The organism is Blautia sp. 1001283B150304_161114_C9 (assembly GCF_015668165.1).
Classification (GTDB): domain Bacteria; phylum Bacillota; class Clostridia; order Lachnospirales; family Lachnospiraceae; genus Blautia_A; species Blautia_A wexlerae.
Genome location: NZ_JADPGO010000023.1, coordinates 1 through 15,626, shown reverse-complemented (window position 1 = coordinate 15,626; position 15,626 = coordinate 1). Strand labels below are relative to the sequence as shown.

Genomic DNA, 15,626 nt, shown 5'->3' with positions numbered 1-15,626 from the left:
TAATAAAAATTGTATTTTGAAGGAGGATGACATTTTTTATGTCAGATAATATATTTATTAGCTGGTCTAAATCCAAAAGTAGAGAATTTGCTTTTGAAGTGAAAAATTTATTAGAAACTCTGAATCCTCATTTGAATATTTTTATGTCTGAGGATAACATTTCAGCAGGTGAAAAAGTTCAAGAAAAAATTATTCAAAAAATTTCTGAATGTGATAAAGTATTGTTGTGTTTCACTCGCGATAACAAAAAATCTCCATGGCTACTATATGAAGCCGGATATGCATGCGGTCAAAACAAAATGGTAATTCCACTATTATTTGATGAAGATCACAACTGGCACTCTTGGATTGATAATCCTATGAATATTGCGAGAGAAATAAATATCAATAGTATAAGTTTTGAAGAATCATTTATAAATTGTTTTAATTTATGTGATTCCGTTTATACTAGAGAATTACTTTCAAATTTTATTAAAAGAATTGATGAAATTCGAGAAAAATATCGTAAAGTTGATGCTCAATGCGAAGATTTTGTTGATTTACTTATTTCAAATAATACATTTAGAATTGAAAGCCCTATATACAGAAATAAAACTGCCTATTTTCTAACCGGATTTGAAACATTTGAATTATGGAAGGCCATAATACAATCTTTTATGTATACAGGAAAATATTTATGGATATACGGAAGAAAAAACATGAAATTATTTGGTGGAAATTTCAAGGAATTATTTGATTATTTGGAAGAAAAATCACTAAACAATCAAATGTTTGGAATCGATTTTCGTTGTTTGTTTTTAAACCCCAATTCGGATGAAGTGAAGCATGCTCATAAACAACAAGATATATTTTTGCCAGAGCTCAAAGCAACAATTAAACGCGCCAAATATCAAATAGGTGATAATCAACTCTTACAAAAATGTTTTCGCATGTACTCAAATAGAAGAGAAGAAATTATTATACGCTTGGATAATTGCATCATTTACGCAAAACCTCATTTTGATGAAAACGGGTATCCCCAGCTTATGACAGATACAAAATTTGAGATTTTTAGCGCATCTTCCCCACGAGGTCAAGAGTGTATTCGCAAATTTTCTAACATTTGGAATGAAGCTATAAATTTGTTCTAATTACCATACAGATTTATAAAAATTTTATGGATATCTGAAAGTGTTTCATAAATGGTTTTATTACTTACATCAATTGAATATACTTTACATATATTAGTTGGTATACGATGGATACTGTTATTTAAATCAGTGTTTGTTTGATATAATAATGGTATACATTCTGATTTGTATTTTTCAGGATTTCGATTTTTAAGTCGATTCCACAATGCATTTTCAGAGTTTACATATAGATTAATATAAACTATATTTTGATATGGCGTGCATAAATATAATTCCTCTGGAATAATATGTACGCCATTGATTATAGTAGGAATTTTTTTTCGTTGTTGGCGTTTTATAATATTTAAAATAGATTCTTTCATTATTTTACATTGTTCTTTTGCCATATCATAAGTCAAAAAAATGTCATGTGAACAGACCTTATCAAATTCAAAATTGCAAGTTTCCTTTAAATAAATATTATACCCTCTTAATATATCTCTAATTATATCCGTTTCTTCGATGAGCCTGATTTCCGTGTAAATTTTAAGAAGTTCATACGATATTGTTGTTTTTCCTGCTCCCGGAACACCGGATATCAGAACAATTAAATCATCTGGTAAATGACAAGTCATATTTGTAAATTCTCCCTCGTCTTTCTTAAAACTATAATTGGTGTATCATTTATTTAGCGTAAGGTTGCTTTTAAATGTAAAATAATTAAGAATTATCCGTTATCCCCTTAGAAATGAACATGTTTACTGCAAGTAGAATATTTGTTTTTAAAAAATAATTCAAATAATGTTAAAGAAATTAACAAAAATAGAATAAGAATTGATTTTTTGAGATATAATAAGATATACTGAGTACAGGTGAATGAAGCTGAAAGGAGATGTGATGGAGATGAAATACGCTGTTCGGCTTTTGGGAATAGAAATCAACAACATAAAAAATGTGATACACGGCGAAATTGAAATGCCCCAAAACAAAAAGGGAAGCATTTTAGGAATCTACGGAGCCAATGGATCTGGAAAAACAGTAGTTGTGGACTGTATGGTATTGCTGAAATATCTTCTTTCCGGACGTCAGATCCCGTCAAATTTTTATTATTATATAAATGAAGCAAGTGATACCTCCACTGTAAAGTATCGCTTTGAGCTGAAAATCGAAGAAAAATGCTATCTGGTAGAATATGAAATTGGACTGCTGAAAAACGGTAAGAAGAGCTTCTGCATCAGTAAAGAAAAATTCAGCCAGAGAGAAATGTCCGAAGGAAAACGGATCACACCTGTTTTTGATTACCAAAAAGGCAAGAAAGAGCTTTTTCGTCCGTTGAAATTGTATGAGCGTTTTTCTAAGGATATCCAGAATGTCATTGCACTTGGAGTCGCAGAGCAGGCAACACAGAACTATAATGAGGAAAAGGGAGTTCCAGAGGTAAGTTCCTTTTTATTTTCAAGAAAAGCGCAGGAAGTCTTTGAAAAAGCCGAGGGTGAAGCTGCATTGCTTGCTCTACTGAGTCAGTGTTTTCAGAAATATGGAATTTATGCTCTTGCTGTTGTTGAAAACGCACAATACGGCTACTTATCCTTAAATTTGGAAAGTATGCCGGTTAATATTGACTGGTCGGACACGATACCAAAAAAAGGTGAAGGCATCTTCTTACGCTTCACAGATATAAATGTGGTGCCAAAAGAAGTTTTTCCTTATGTAGCAAATACGATCAAGCAGATCAATATTGTAATGAAATCATTAATACCTGAGATCAATATAGAAATTTATAATGCGTTTGATAAGCTATTGAAGGATGGAAAAGACGGAGTGCAGTTTGAAATCATTGCCATGCGTGGAGAGAACCGGATTCCTCTTTTGTATGAATCCGCAGGAATAAAGAAGCTGATCTCTATTTGCAGTAATTTAGTTGCCTGCTATAACAGGGAGTCTTATTGCCTTGTGGTAGACGAGCTGGATTCTGGTATTTATGAGTATTTATTGGGAGAATGTCTGGAAGTTATGCAGGATAAAGCTAAGGGACAATTGATCTTTACATCACATAACTTACGCCCATTGGAGATTCTTGAAAACGATTCTCTGCTTTATACGACTGTGAATCCTGAGAATTGCTATATAAAATCTACTTATATCAAAAATACGCAAAATACCCGGTTATCTTATTTACGGACGATCAAGCTTGGCGGGCAAAAAGAAAAGCTCTACAATGAAACAAATATATATGAGATGGAGCTTGCTATGAGGCGGGCAGGAAGGATACGTGCTAATGACTAAAAAAGTTATTCTGTTTCTTGTAGAAGGGCCGACGGATGAAGATGCACGGGCTGTTATATTTACGAAACTGGTAAACGATCATGAACGAAATATTTTGATGCACATATAGAGGCAAAAAATAAGGATCGGCTGATCCGTAGAAATCTAAGCAAGAGAAAGATTGTATATTCTTTGTATAACCGGAAAACTGTGGCAGGATTTCCCTACGAGATCTACTATTTTTCCAGAAATATGGAACATGTGCTGCATGACCGGGCAGAAAATCTGACTGATGATGAAAAGGAAGATCTGGCATTTGACATCGCAGACCAATATACAGATCAGCTGGAAAAATTCCTGGAATATTTACATGACGATGGTTTTTATGTATGTGGTACTTATAAAGATACCTGGGAATTTATCATGGATGGAAATAATTCACTGAATCGTTATTGCAGTTATTGCAATGTGGCTGTCTTTTTTGAACAGCTGGAAATTGGGTAAAACTGGTAAAAAAAATCCGTTGACTTTTACCGTATTCTTCCATTGTAAAATTTTTTGCTGATCCGAAAAACGGAACTTTGGGAAACAAATAAACCACCTGCTATGCGGGTGGTTGTAGTTATCCTGCTTTTCGGAGCATTTATGGGAACATGGATGAAAGACAAAACTTTTGCTTTCCTAGATGGGAAGTTTGCGAAAAACGAGACCCATGATTTTATTTAAATGCTTGCAGAAATTTAATGGAAAATTTCTAAGAAATATAACATTTTAATTTTCAGGTCTTTCTGGATGGACAGGAACAATAATGGTCTATCCGGGAAGGCCTCTTTTTACTGCAGGAATGTTGTAAAACGGAACTTTTGATGGAAATACGATTGCAGAAAAATAAAGAAATGTTAGTTCTGGCTATCATGTCCAGTATGCCGAAAATCATTTGGAGAAGGCGAAGGACGTGTTTATGAAAGTGATGAAGATCCTCTGGATTTATATAGCCCAGTGGAAGGAAAAATAGAAATTAAACTGAGATGATAAAAAAATATAGAAAAAAGAATTGACAATTGTATTCTACAGTTGTAGAATACAATTAACTTCTACAGATGTAGAAAATAAAATTCTAGGAGAATCCACGATGAAGACAAAATTTATGACACTTATGACGGTAGCAACATTTGGGATTTTTTCAGCTGCAACGGTTATGGCAGCAGGAAATAACGATTTCTATACACAGCCGCCGACTGGATCTGAATGGGAAAAAGCAGATACTGAAGGTACCTATGCAAGCTATACGAACGGAAATGATTATGTAAATATCTATAAATATTCGCTGGAGGATGTCAAAACAGGGATTGCCAAATGCAATGACACATACGATGCCTGCTATCAGACAATTTATTCAGAGGGAAACAGCCTGTATATGGCAGTGGGATATGCAAAAGATGCAGATGACATCAGTGACGTCAGAAAATTTGTAGAATATATTTCTTATCCTGGAAATCCTTCACTTACCAGACAGGAGAATGAAAACCAGACCGATGATTCTGATAAGGCAACTACAGATACTGCCAGTCAGAAGTCAGGAGGAGATTCAGATTCCTCTGATACAGAAGAAAATGCTTCTACAAAATCCTCGGACAGCAATGATGATTCCGATATCCTTACTACTTCACCAATGACATTAGTTGACAGTGATGGAAATACTATTGAGATTAATTACATTCTTCACAAAGATTATTCTTGTGAATATCGTGGAGATGATGGAATGAACTACACCGATAATGGGGATGAAACTTATACCGACGAAAATGGAAATATCTACTCAGCTCTGAATGATGACACTCATCATCTGGGACATACGTTGAAACAGCATGACCTTCAGGATGCAAACGGTAATACTGTGACGGTTACGGAAACCACAAATGGTGATTATTATTTCCAGGACGAAAATGGTACAGGATTTACGGACAACGGAGACGGGACATGGAGTGATGAAAATGGCAACAGTTATACAGAAATAGATTGATAGTGGTCAGTAGCTGCAGGAATGGCAAGGGTATTTGCAAATTGTGCAAAAGCCCTTGCCATTTCCGTGAACCGTGGTAAAATAGAATTATTCCTACATTTGTAGAAAATATGTAACAGGAGGTATGAAAGAGTGAAAAAAACTTACCAGAGGCTTCCGGAATCAGAGCTGGATATTATGCTCGTTCTTTGGAATAATACTCCGCCGATGACCAGACCGGAGATTGAGAAAGTGATCAATATGAAGAAAAAGCTTGCATCAACAACAATTTTGTCATTGCTGACCAGATTGGAGAACAAAAATTTCGTGGAAGTGACGAAACAGGGAAAAATGAATCTGTATACACCTCTGGTTTCGCAGTCAGATTATCAGGCACATGAAAGCCAGAGTGTTCTTGAGAAACTTTATGGGAATTCACTAAAAAAGTTTGTAACTTCACTTTATCATGGAAAGAAAATCAGCTCGGAAGAAGTCCAGGATCTCAGTGAATTTCTTAAGAACCTGGAGGACAGGGAGGAATAGCGAATTATGGAGGTTCTTGTTCTGCACATTCTGAAACTGAACATTATTGCAGCAGTAGTAATTTTACTGGTAAAAGTGCTTGCGACTCTGTTTAAAGGACGTGTATCAGCGAGATGGAAGTACTTTATCTGGCTGTTAATTACGATAAGCCTTTGTGTTCCGGTGCGCCTTCCGGCGAATCTGGCACTGGTGGATTTCAAAGTACTTAAAAGCAGTCAACAGAATACGCAAAACCCGAAGATAACGGATTACGCAGTCAGATCAGAGGGAAGTCAGAAGGTAACAGAAACCGTATCATCTGCGAGCAATGACATGAAAAATCTGACAGAAATCCCGGAACAAAAGAGAACTGTCAGGTATGAATCAGATAAATGGCTGGGAATTGTGGCTGTGATTTTTGCTGTTGTCTGGCTGAGCGTAGCGGTACTTAAACTGACAGGAGAATTGCTGGCATATTATTTTTCTATAAGGAATCTGGAACGGATGAGTCTGCAGGTAAGTGATACGGTGAGTATTCAGATGTACCGTGCAGCGTGTCAAAAGAAGCACGTACGCAGAATACCGGAGCTCAGGCAAAACGCAGGTCTTACCACGCCGCTTCTTGCAGGACTTTTACATACAAAATTGTATCTACCAGCAACCGGGTATTCAGCAGAAGAAAGAAAACTTATCTTTTACCATGAACTTACACATTATTGCCATCGGGATCTCTGGTATAAGATGCTCCTTCGAATCTGTGCATCGATATACTGGTTCAATCCCTTTCTTCTTATCATGCTGAAAGAAGCGGATAAGGATATTGAGAATCTGTGTGATACAGCAGTTGTTCGCAGAGTTAATAAAAAGGAACATAAATTATATCGACAGCTGCTTCTCAGGACAGTGGCCATGGAAAATCAGATTCCATATGTGACAGCAAGTCTTAATGACAGCGAAATGGTGTTTAAAGATCGGATTCTGTATATGGTGAACATTCGGAAACTCCGCAAAGGAATTCTTCCGGGAATTCTTGTGACGCTGCTGCTTGCAGGCGGTAATCTGGTATTTAATGTCTCTGCCGGGACAGATACAGTTTCAGTAGAGACGGAGAAGTCTGGTATTGAAAAAAATGCAGATCCAGAGAAAAATAATGTACCGGATTATGCACCGTTTTCTGAAATGGTAACTATGCAGAAAGCTGCTGAAACACAGGACGAAGGAGGAGTGACAGAGAATACAGATACAGAGGATTCTGTAGACGAAGAGGAAAAAGCGGATGCGGAAACAAATGATGAACCTGCCATGGAAAACAGCGGACAGGTAAGTGAAACGACCGATGATGGAATTACCTCTGACAACAACGGGTCTGTTTCATCTTATGAAAATCTGCCAGCAGGCGTACCATATACCAGTGGATTCACTACTACTTCCGGTGTAGCATCAATTGTAGCACCGGGTGGAGGAGATGAAGAATCCAGAGTTCTTTACGATAACGGAGATGGGACCTATTCTGATGATTATGGGAGCCGATACAGTTATCAGGGAGATGGAAACTGGGCAGATGCCAATGGAAATTCATATCGTACCTGGAATGACGAAGGTTATCATTTCGGAAACCAACTGGAACAGCATGAACTTCAGGGCAGTAACGGTACTGTTAATGTAATAGAAACAACAAACGGAGATTATTATTATTGTGACGCAGATGGGGTCGGATACACAGACAATGGTGACGGTACCTGGACGGATGAGAATGGGAACATCTATACAGAATAAACAAAGAAGCAGGACAATGGGGATGCTACCCAATGCCCTGCTCCTTTGTTTATTCAAAATGAACCGTAATATATTTTTGATTGCGACTTTTAGGTTTATCGGGAATAGTCATTTCTAATTGCCCAGATTCTAAAAGCGGATTGATATGCTTCAAAGTGAAGTTTCTTAAATCTTTGAAGCCGCAAAATGCTGCAAGCTCTTTCTTTGATTTTGGTGTTGTGCAAAAAGCTAAAATCTGTTTGGATACCGTTGATGATTCCGGTTCCTGTCTGTCAGCCAGATTTTCCAATGGGATAAATTTACTGGATTTACGCACAAGGCTGTAACATTCGTTGATTAAGATACGGATTAACCAGGTCCGTGCATAGTTATCGTTTTTTAATGTACCGACGTTGGAAAAAGCCTTCACAATTGTATATGGGTAAGAAGTAAGACAGGTGTATAATGTCAACAGAGGGGAAAGATTTATTTCCTCTATTATTAAAAAAATAAAGTTTATTTGGGGATATTTTGAAAAACTGTACGTCTAATCTATGTAAATGAAAATTGCCGGCCGGCTAAAGAAGGTGGTGTTAAAGTGACCAAAGAAGAATTAGGGACGTTGATTCTCAATTCAGAGAGACAATTGTATTCTACTGCCAAAACAATTTTAATTAACGATCAAGATTGTGCGGATGCTATTCAGGAAACGATTGTTAAGGCATTTTCAAAGATTGGAACTTTGAGAAATGACAAATATGCCAAGACTTGGTTGATTCGTATATTGATCAATGAGTGTTATACTCTTTTGAGAAAGTCGAGTAAACTTGTTTCTTTGGAAGGGATGAGTGAAATGACAGAAATTGAGACAGATCAGAGAACTGACTACAGCGACTTGTACAGAGCCGTAAATTCTTTGAAAGAAGAATTACGAATGCCAGTTATTCTGTACTATATTGAGGATTTCAACATAAAAGAGATTGCGCAGATTCTTGAGATAACCGAGGGAGCAGTTCAAAAAAGACTTGCCAGAGCACGGGGAAAGCTTAAGCGTAATTTACAGGAAAGTGAGGAGCTGACAGTATGAGGTTAGAAGATATGAAAAAAAATATTCCTGAAACTCCGGAGTTCATCCACACGATGATCCAAAGCGAAGTGAAAAAACAGCTTCAGGACACGAAGGTGGTTAATATTCAGACAAGGAGAGTGAAAAAATGGACAGGTGCCAGAGTGGCTGCAGCAATAGCCGTATGTGTATTGGCTACATCGACCATAGTCTATGCAGGTGCCAAATTATATCATATGTTTTTAGAAAAACAAGGAGCCTACAGTATCGTAACGGGAATTAAGGCGGATGGCAGCACAGGGAAAATTAATCTTCCTGAAAAAATTCATGATATAGATATCTCAGCAGGATATATTCCAGAAGGTATGGAATGGATTGATGAATTTCATCTGGAATATCCTGAGCATGATCGAACCGGAGGATTCAGCTTTGCATCTGTGCTTTTAGACGAGGATGATTTGAGCAAAGTAATGCAAGATAAGAATGTTGTTGACTGTGAGGAACGAACTTTTGGCAATTATGAAGGTGTATATCTTAAATATAATGACCTGGCAGAGGATGGATCTTTTAATCAAAGGATTTACCTTCTTTGTCCAGATGTATATTGTGTAATTACTGTTTATATCGGTGATGATATTTCAAAAGAGGATGCCATTAAAGTGGTAGAAAACCTTGTAATCACTGAAAATGATACAATGATTGAAACCGCTGGTTTGTATACGTGGAGCGAAATGGTATCCCCTGAAGAATCATCGGGAGAAGCAGTGATGACTTCCATTGCAGATAATAAATTGCTAATACATCAGATTGGTGAAGTGTTTGATATATCAGCATCTGGTGAAGACAGAGATGGCAACTATATTGAAAATGATAAAATTTCAGTTTGTGTTGATGCTGTTCAGGTGGAGGACAATCTGCAGCTGCTTGGTCAGAATAATGTGCCGGAAGAATGGACTGATGCAGTTGGAACTGATGGAAATTTAGTAAATAATACGCTGTCTTATATTAAGTCCGGTAATGGCATTGATTCAGTGGATGAGATTGTAAAAACAGAAAGTGTGAAACAAAAGCTCGTCTATGCGACAATTACTTATACCAATAAGTCAGATGAAGAAATTAACCATATGCTTTATATTGGTACATTGCTGTTGATGGACCATGAAGATGGAGCATATCAAATTTACGATCCAACAGAACAGTCCGGAGATGACTACGATCGTGTTATATGGGATGGTGTTGCACGTACAGCTGAAATGACATACAACAGTATATCAGAGGATTATGGAAATGGAGGAAACTATATTTCTTCATTAAAACCTGGTGAGAGTATACAGGTGAATATGGCATGGATCGTAAATGAGAATGACTTGAATAATATGTATCTGAATCTTAACGGTGATGGAGCTGCATATGAGTTTTCAGATTCAATGTTAAAAACAGGATTGGTGGACATATATCAGTAATGAAAATCTTATTATAGAGAAGAGGCTGTCCGTAGTGGGCAGCTTCTTTTAGATGTAGCGTTCGGGACGGATTGCTTAAAAACATCATTCCAGATGCTATACTCTACCATTAACCTGCCAAACATCAATCTGGGACAGTTGCAGATTATTCTTGTCGCAGTAGGCTTGCTTTCAGTCTTAGCAACCGTTAGCTGTACGCTATTCCTGTCTGCAAAGTGCAAAAATACATTGACTGTTTTGCTGATTTCTATTGTAGTTCTTTTCCTGCCACTTTTTGCTTATGTGGCGATGGGCGCAACATGGCTCTCTACCATACTTCCATCCGCCGGAATCGGTATGCAGAACAATTTCCTTTATCAGCTTGCAAATTTCAATTATCTAAATATCGGTGGAATGAGTTTCTGGACACCGCATGTTATTTTGCTTTCGGCAGGAATTGAATTATTTGTGTTTACATTCTTGGCGATTCATTCCTATTGCAGATATCAGGTGGCATAAAAGAAGTTCAAAATAGAATGAATTGATTATCTGCCGCACGACGGCAAAAGAAAAAAGCAGACAATTTGGAACGGCGGCTTTGATTTCAGAGCCGCCGTTTCTTTGCGTTTACACAAACCTATGATGAATTTTATGGAAATATTATAGCTAATAGCATTGTTTATGCGTTGAAAATATCTGAAAAATTGATGATAGTAGAAATATAATATTAAAATAAAAAATAATATAAAAAATTGTTTTACTATAGAGAAATATATAGTATAATAAAACCATAAGAAGTGATAAAAAAATAACAAGTTGACCTAGCCAAACATAATAAGTTTTACTGTTGTGTTTGGCTTTTTTTATTTGATAGCCAGAGTGGGAAGTGAGGTGTCTGCAATGATAATCTGTGTTATCTTTGATTTGGGAATGGCAGTGATTATGTTTTTATTCGGAATCTGCTTTGTAAAATCAAATGGAAAGGCCGCTGCATTTTTGTCTGGCTATAATATGAAATCTAAGGAAGAACGAAAACAGTATGATGAAAAAGAAATGTGCAGAGTATATGGAAATCGGATGATGTGGATGGCACTGCCATTTGTAGCCGGGGCAGCCATAGATTTATTATACAGTGGAATCGGGTGTTTTGCAGCATGGGTAATATGGACCGTTCAATTTGTTTTATTGATGAAAGAACGTATGAAACGAGAAAAAATAGAAAAGAACATTTAGACGAAAGACATATGCGAAAGGAGATATACAATTTATCCAGGAACAGGATAATACTCGGTAACAAGAGGAACTTTAACTACTTAAAGGAGATGACGTGAATACGAGATGTCCATATTGTGAAGGAAAAATGCGAAAGGGTCAGTTGCATGCGGTTGGTGCAGGGGCAGGACTGGAGTGGAAAGAAGGCTCTGAGAGTTTGCGGTTAAATACGGATCCAGAGTTGGCAGCAAGGATATCTGGAGACCGCATAGCTGCCTATAATTGTGATTTCTGCAGAAAGATTATTGTTTCTTACGAATATTGAGATTTTCAATTCTTTGAAAAATATGCTTTATGTAGATATGGAAACTAATTGAATTTGAATACGATTAATTGCGAGGAATCAGGCGATGAAGATAAAACGTGGAGATATTTATCAGATAAAATTGTATCTGGAACCTGAAAAAATTTCTGATCATAATAGAAGAGACAATGGAACTTTGTCATTTACCGGGGTAGAACTAATAGATGCTATTGTGTCGGTTGGGATGCCAGATGTATATTTGACCGAGAAAAAGATAATAGACCGTAAAGAAGAAATATATTTCAAAATTAGATTATTTGAAACATTTGTTTCTTTATTGCCAAAGGGAGAACTTTCATTTGATTTAGCAAGAAAAGATTATTTGGATAGTACAGAAGTTGGTGCAACTAATTACTGGCTTGGGATGATACTTACTACAGTACTTGGAAAGAAAAAGTACTCTTATGAGTATATGGTTCACTTATCAATGGTATTAAAACTCAGTTCACAGCCGCTCATAGAAAAATATCAATTTCTTTCAGCTAATGGTAAAACTACATACAAATCACCGGATTTAATAGCAATGAACAATTTGGGCGGCTACTATGGTGTTTTTGAATCAAAAGGATGTAGTGAGTATAAAAAAGAAACGATGGAAAAAGGCTTTGTTCAAGCAAAGTCAATAGAGAAGATAAATACAGAATCTCCGAAAAACTCTTTAGTTGTAATGACCGTAACGGGAAAGGATAAAATAGAGATAATAGAAAAAGATCCAGAGGGCGAGGAAGGCCGGATAAAAGTTAATTTAAGTTTCCTACAAATGTGTCATTATTTGCCGATTGTTGAGTTGATCGTGGAATTAGGCCCAGAGGAACAGGAAGACTGGACATTTGCTTCTCTCGTATATGAGGAAGAAAAGTATTCTATTGGAATTCCTACGGTTTTGTATAAGGAACTTCTGCCAATAGCAGAAGGTAAGGAAGAAAATTTACTGGATGAGTTTCTTGAAAAAATTTCTTCTAAGGAAACATATTTATTAGATATCGTTCCAGATGAGGCAAGGCAGCATATTCTTCATGTAAAATAGAAATATGGAACCTTAAATCTTTATCAACAAATTAATGTAGATGTGGGAGGAAAGGGATATGAAAAAAGAATATAAGGTACTTATTTGTATTCTGGCTTTGATATTCAGCATAGGTGCGACTTACATAGGTTTTGGATTGATTGGGAGCTCTTCTATGAAATTTGGAATGAAATATGTGTGTGATTTCGTTTTTCTGATGCAAACAATAGCTACATGCTGGGTTGTTATAGAATTGCTCAAAAAGTAAGCTTATTAGAGGGCTTTGAGTAAATACCAGTATCTGACATATGAGAGGAAGGCACTGTTATGGATGGTATAAGCAGCAGGAAATTAACATGGGGAATTTGCATCGTTGGAATTGCGATTGCAATAATAAGCTTCTTTTTCTTACCGGAGATTATTCCTGTTCACTTTGCTGGAAATGGAGCAGCAGATGACTTTGGCAATAAGATGGAAATTTTTTTAATGCCGATACTTCTTCTGACAGTTACGATCTTGAGTGGTATAAAAAGTGTAAAGTATGTTCTGATGCATTCGAAAACTTGGCTAACAGTTGGTCAATATAACCTGATGATTGATTGTGTTTTAGGAACTATTTTGATTGCAGAAATTTTTATGATTTATGCTTCGTTTGTTTAAAGGCTGATCTATAAATAAAGAAGCAAATATATGGCAGTTTCTGGTTCATTGGGCAGGCTGTTTTATATCAAAGTGTGAAGAGGAGCTGGTTCATGATGAAAAAAGTAATTCCAATTATTTTATTTACGGTATCAGCAATATTGCTTTCTGCATGTGGCAGAAAAGAAGAACTGTACGAGATTCCTGACCTGTCACAGTACAAGACAGATTATGTAGGAGATTCTTCGAATGTTATAAATATTGTAAGTGGGCAAGAGTATCCGGAAGGATATTCTTATGATAGCATACAGATACAGTCTGAAACGAAGCCTTATGGATTAACAGTATTTCTAAAAGTTGAGCCGTCTGCAGTTAAGATTGAAGATGAATTGCAAGTTAATGCGGATATGACATTTGATTTGATTGGTAATTTGGAAACGCTTGATTATAAAATAGCGGATAGTAAGGAAATCATTGCATCGTATGAACGGTAGATCATTCAGTGGTTAATATTTTGTCTGCTATTATATAGTAAGAAAAATAGGAAAGCGAAACATATATTTGGAGGACAGCAATGAGAAAATGCGAAAAGTGTGGAACAGTCATGAGAGCGGATTTAAGACTTAAAGTTAATGGCGGTGGCTATGGGATCGTTGTAGATGTAGATGAAAAACAAAAAACGACAACTATAGATGATGTTAAAGTTGCAGTCTGTCCAGAGTGTGGACATACAGAAATGTATTTAGAGGATTTAACTAAATTGAAGTAAAATTAGATATGATTGAAACAGGATAAAAAATTTTGATGGAATGCTTGTGGAGAAAATAAATATGAAAAAACTTAACTATACAGAAGATTTATTGAGAGTTATCTTCTTTTGGATAGGAACATTCTTTCTTGTTTCCGGTATCTTAAGTTTTCTTGGGATATTAAAACCAGCAGTAAACTCAGGTATTCAGAATCCAGATATGTTGGGAACTGTGTTTTCTATAACGGGGGTGCTTTTGTGTATAATAAGTGCTGCTCTTGGAATTTATACTGCAAAGCTTGATAAATTACATTTACAATTAATCGAAAATGGTACAAAAGTGAAGGGCTTGGTAGAAAAAGTATATTTGCAAAAATACACAAGATATAGAAGACAGATTCCATACAGGATTCTATATAGTTTTACATATCATGATAAAGTGTATTATCATAAAAGCCGTTTGGTATGGGAAAAGCCGGATCTTAAGAAAGGCGACTTGATTACCGTATATGTAAATAATCTTGGTAAATCAACAGTTTATAATTGCAATGAAGCGGTCTGATATCTAGCCTCTATATTTCGGAAAAATACTGCACGATTTGTGGTTTACAGAAGAGCTGCTTCAAAGAATGCTGAGGATGAAAAATGCAAATCCATCAGATGTATGGAAATTCAGAGATTATTAATTGGACAAATTGAAAGCTGAAAGGAAAACTGCCTATCCGTTTTCAGCATTGGCGGATCCGTCTGCTAATAAGTGGTTTAAAAATCAAAAAACGTGGTAAGAGTATTTTCATAATTCTGTTCAATTTTGTCTATGTTTTCGAGAATCCTGTTCATGTACAAATGCAACTAAATTAGAGTATAATAAGGGAAACCATTGAAACTGGGTTTCCGTAAAGGACATTCCTGTGATGGCAGGAATGTCCTTTACATATAGCGGTAAATTCTGAAGTAGTTGGCATAGAAGTTCATGAGGTAGTTGACGTATGCTTTAAATCTTTTCATTTCGTTTTCCTCCTTTCTTTATCTTACAAGCACATTATAATATCAGAAGACGTCTATTACTTGCCAAATGGGAAGAAAAAGTAGACAAAACTTGCAGGAGATTAATTGGAATGTACTGGTAAGAGCATCACAGACATTTGCCTGGATGCAGGAGTTGAGAGCCAAAGGACATTTAACCGGGTATCTCGTGAAAGATATAAAGTAACGTCAAGGGAATACCGGAATTTTTATCGTGAACAACATATAAGTCAGACCCAGGATGAAATATCTGGAATGGAGAAATAGGATGGCATTTATAATCTGTGTAGCAGCACTCATAATCATGATGTTTGTATTTACCCAAATGTTGTTAAGTTTCAGCAATAATAGTAGTGCGGCAGTTGAATCTGTTGATGCGACTGTAGTTGAAAAGTAAGCGCTTAAATCTTGGGTAGCTTTACTGTCTACGTTTTTGAACTCATAATGATAGTAAATAGATTTTTACTACA

Annotated in this window: 19 protein-coding genes and 1 pseudogene; 18 read left to right on the top strand and 2 right to left on the bottom strand. The window is 36.1% G+C overall.

Annotated elements, in window-relative coordinates:
- The first annotated feature begins 38 nt into the window (after positions 1-38).
- Positions 39-1,130, top strand: coding sequence for a toll/interleukin-1 receptor domain-containing protein (locus tag I4V44_RS12100; protein WP_182437331.1), 1,092 nt, complete (start codon positions 39-41; stop codon positions 1,128-1,130).
- Here I4V44_RS12100 and I4V44_RS12095 read toward each other — a convergent pair.
- A complete protein-coding gene (locus I4V44_RS12095; protein WP_118592833.1) occupies positions 1,127-1,744 on the bottom strand; it encodes an AAA family ATPase in 618 nt (205 codons plus the stop codon). The two genes, I4V44_RS12100 and I4V44_RS12095, sit on opposite strands and share 4 nt — an antisense overlap.
- Before the next feature lie 268 nt (positions 1,745-2,012).
- Here I4V44_RS12095 and I4V44_RS12090 point away from each other — a divergent pair, with 268 nt between their 5' ends.
- From I4V44_RS12090 to I4V44_RS12070, 5 genes are all read left to right on the top strand, one after another.
- Complete coding sequence (locus I4V44_RS12090) at positions 2,013-3,395, top strand: AAA family ATPase (protein WP_118592852.1); 1,383 nt, start codon at positions 2,013-2,015, stop codon at positions 3,393-3,395.
- 171 nt (positions 3,396-3,566) lie between these two features.
- On the top strand, positions 3,567-3,878 hold the full coding sequence (locus I4V44_RS17615) for a hypothetical protein (protein WP_049896285.1): 312 nt from the start codon (positions 3,567-3,569) through the stop codon (positions 3,876-3,878).
- Between the two features lie 628 nt (positions 3,879-4,506).
- On the top strand, positions 4,507-5,397 hold the full coding sequence (locus I4V44_RS12080; protein WP_118592832.1) for a hypothetical protein: 891 nt from the start codon (positions 4,507-4,509) through the stop codon (positions 5,395-5,397).
- A 132-nt stretch (positions 5,398-5,529) separates the two neighbouring features.
- On the top strand, positions 5,530-5,919 hold the full coding sequence (locus I4V44_RS12075; protein WP_026649345.1) for a BlaI/MecI/CopY family transcriptional regulator: 390 nt from the start codon (positions 5,530-5,532) through the stop codon (positions 5,917-5,919).
- 6 nt (positions 5,920-5,925) lie between these two features.
- Positions 5,926-7,674 carry a M56 family metallopeptidase gene (locus tag I4V44_RS12070; RefSeq protein WP_118592831.1) on the top strand — a complete coding sequence of 583 codons (1,749 nt, stop codon included), beginning with the start codon at positions 5,926-5,928 and terminating at the stop codon, positions 7,672-7,674.
- A gap of 49 nt (positions 7,675-7,723) precedes the next feature.
- Here the strand turns inward: I4V44_RS12070 and I4V44_RS12065 are convergent, their stop codons facing one another.
- A complete protein-coding gene (locus I4V44_RS12065; RefSeq protein ID WP_243104486.1) occupies positions 7,724-7,990 on the bottom strand; it encodes a Fic family protein in 267 nt (88 codons plus the stop codon).
- A 261-nt stretch (positions 7,991-8,251) separates the two neighbouring features.
- Between I4V44_RS12065 and I4V44_RS12060 the strand changes: the two genes are divergently transcribed.
- From I4V44_RS12060 to I4V44_RS18305, 12 genes and pseudogenes are all read left to right on the top strand, one after another.
- Positions 8,252-8,740 carry a sigma-70 family RNA polymerase sigma factor gene (locus tag I4V44_RS12060; RefSeq protein ID WP_008703599.1) on the top strand — a complete coding sequence of 163 codons (489 nt, stop codon included), beginning with the start codon at positions 8,252-8,254 and terminating at the stop codon, positions 8,738-8,740.
- An 11-nt stretch (positions 8,741-8,751) separates the two neighbouring features.
- Positions 8,752-10,182 carry a DUF4367 domain-containing protein gene (locus I4V44_RS12055; protein WP_243280272.1) on the top strand — a complete coding sequence of 477 codons (1,431 nt, stop codon included), beginning with the start codon at positions 8,752-8,754 and terminating at the stop codon, positions 10,180-10,182.
- A gap of 228 nt (positions 10,183-10,410) precedes the next feature.
- Positions 10,411-10,680: a hypothetical protein gene (locus I4V44_RS18555; RefSeq protein WP_243104485.1), complete on the top strand. Its 270-nt coding sequence runs from the start codon at positions 10,411-10,413 to the stop codon at positions 10,678-10,680.
- Between the two features lie 381 nt (positions 10,681-11,061).
- Complete coding sequence (locus I4V44_RS12045; RefSeq protein WP_207744254.1) at positions 11,062-11,394, top strand: DUF3784 domain-containing protein; 333 nt, start codon at positions 11,062-11,064, stop codon at positions 11,392-11,394.
- Positions 11,395-11,488: 94 nt separating this feature from the next.
- Positions 11,489-11,698: a PF20097 family protein gene (locus I4V44_RS18550; protein ID WP_118592829.1), complete on the top strand. Its 210-nt coding sequence runs from the start codon at positions 11,489-11,491 to the stop codon at positions 11,696-11,698.
- A gap of 85 nt (positions 11,699-11,783) precedes the next feature.
- Positions 11,784-12,764 carry a hypothetical protein gene (locus I4V44_RS12040; protein WP_196002779.1) on the top strand — a complete coding sequence of 327 codons (981 nt, stop codon included), beginning with the start codon at positions 11,784-11,786 and terminating at the stop codon, positions 12,762-12,764.
- Positions 12,765-12,822: 58 nt separating this feature from the next.
- Positions 12,823-13,011: a hypothetical protein gene (locus I4V44_RS12035; RefSeq protein WP_118069951.1), complete on the top strand. Its 189-nt coding sequence runs from the start codon at positions 12,823-12,825 to the stop codon at positions 13,009-13,011.
- Positions 13,012-13,070: 59 nt separating this feature from the next.
- Complete coding sequence (locus I4V44_RS12030; RefSeq protein ID WP_118069953.1) at positions 13,071-13,403, top strand: DUF1648 domain-containing protein; 333 nt, start codon at positions 13,071-13,073, stop codon at positions 13,401-13,403.
- A gap of 92 nt (positions 13,404-13,495) precedes the next feature.
- Positions 13,496-13,876 (top strand): DUF4825 domain-containing protein, encoded by a 381-nt coding sequence (locus tag I4V44_RS12025; RefSeq protein ID WP_055056114.1) that lies wholly within the window; start codon positions 13,496-13,498, stop codon positions 13,874-13,876.
- Positions 13,877-13,956: 80 nt separating this feature from the next.
- Entirely contained in the window at positions 13,957-14,151 is a 195-nt protein-coding gene (locus tag I4V44_RS12020) for a zinc ribbon domain-containing protein (RefSeq protein WP_055056113.1), read from the top strand.
- A 61-nt stretch (positions 14,152-14,212) separates the two neighbouring features.
- Positions 14,213-14,692, top strand: coding sequence for a hypothetical protein (locus tag I4V44_RS12015; protein WP_059085791.1), 480 nt, complete (start codon positions 14,213-14,215; stop codon positions 14,690-14,692).
- A gap of 551 nt (positions 14,693-15,243) precedes the next feature.
- Positions 15,244-15,423: pseudogene (locus I4V44_RS18305) on the top strand (AraC family transcriptional regulator); the annotation flags it as partial.
- Positions 15,424-15,626: the final 203 nt, after the last annotated feature.

Excerpts from the sequence above, each read along its gene's own strand:
- I4V44_RS12095 (WP_118592833.1), bottom strand. The coding sequence starts at position 1,744 with ATGACTTGTCATTTACCAGATGATTTAATTGTTCTGATATCCGGTGTT.
- I4V44_RS12090 (WP_118592852.1), top strand. The coding sequence starts at position 2,013 with ATGAAATACGCTGTTCGGCTTTTGGGAATAGAAATCAACAACATAAAA.
- I4V44_RS12055 (WP_243280272.1), top strand. The coding sequence starts at position 8,752 with ATGAAAAAAAATATTCCTGAAACTCCGGAGTTCATCCACACGATGATC.
- I4V44_RS12015 (WP_059085791.1), top strand. The coding sequence starts at position 14,213 with ATGAAAAAACTTAACTATACAGAAGATTTATTGAGAGTTATCTTCTTT.
- I4V44_RS12080 (WP_118592832.1), top strand. The coding sequence starts at position 4,507 with ATGAAGACAAAATTTATGACACTTATGACGGTAGCAACATTTGGGATT.
- I4V44_RS12020 (WP_055056113.1), top strand. The coding sequence starts at position 13,957 with ATGAGAAAATGCGAAAAGTGTGGAACAGTCATGAGAGCGGATTTAAGA.
- I4V44_RS12100 (WP_182437331.1), top strand. The coding sequence starts at position 39 with ATGTCAGATAATATATTTATTAGCTGGTCTAAATCCAAAAGTAGAGAA.
- I4V44_RS12045 (WP_207744254.1), top strand. The coding sequence starts at position 11,062 with ATGATAATCTGTGTTATCTTTGATTTGGGAATGGCAGTGATTATGTTT.
- I4V44_RS12035 (WP_118069951.1), top strand. The coding sequence starts at position 12,823 with ATGAAAAAAGAATATAAGGTACTTATTTGTATTCTGGCTTTGATATTC.
- I4V44_RS12040 (WP_196002779.1), top strand. The coding sequence starts at position 11,784 with ATGAAGATAAAACGTGGAGATATTTATCAGATAAAATTGTATCTGGAA.
- I4V44_RS12070 (WP_118592831.1), top strand. The coding sequence starts at position 5,926 with ATGGAGGTTCTTGTTCTGCACATTCTGAAACTGAACATTATTGCAGCA.
- I4V44_RS12030 (WP_118069953.1), top strand. The coding sequence starts at position 13,071 with ATGGATGGTATAAGCAGCAGGAAATTAACATGGGGAATTTGCATCGTT.
- I4V44_RS12025 (WP_055056114.1), top strand. The coding sequence starts at position 13,496 with ATGATGAAAAAAGTAATTCCAATTATTTTATTTACGGTATCAGCAATA.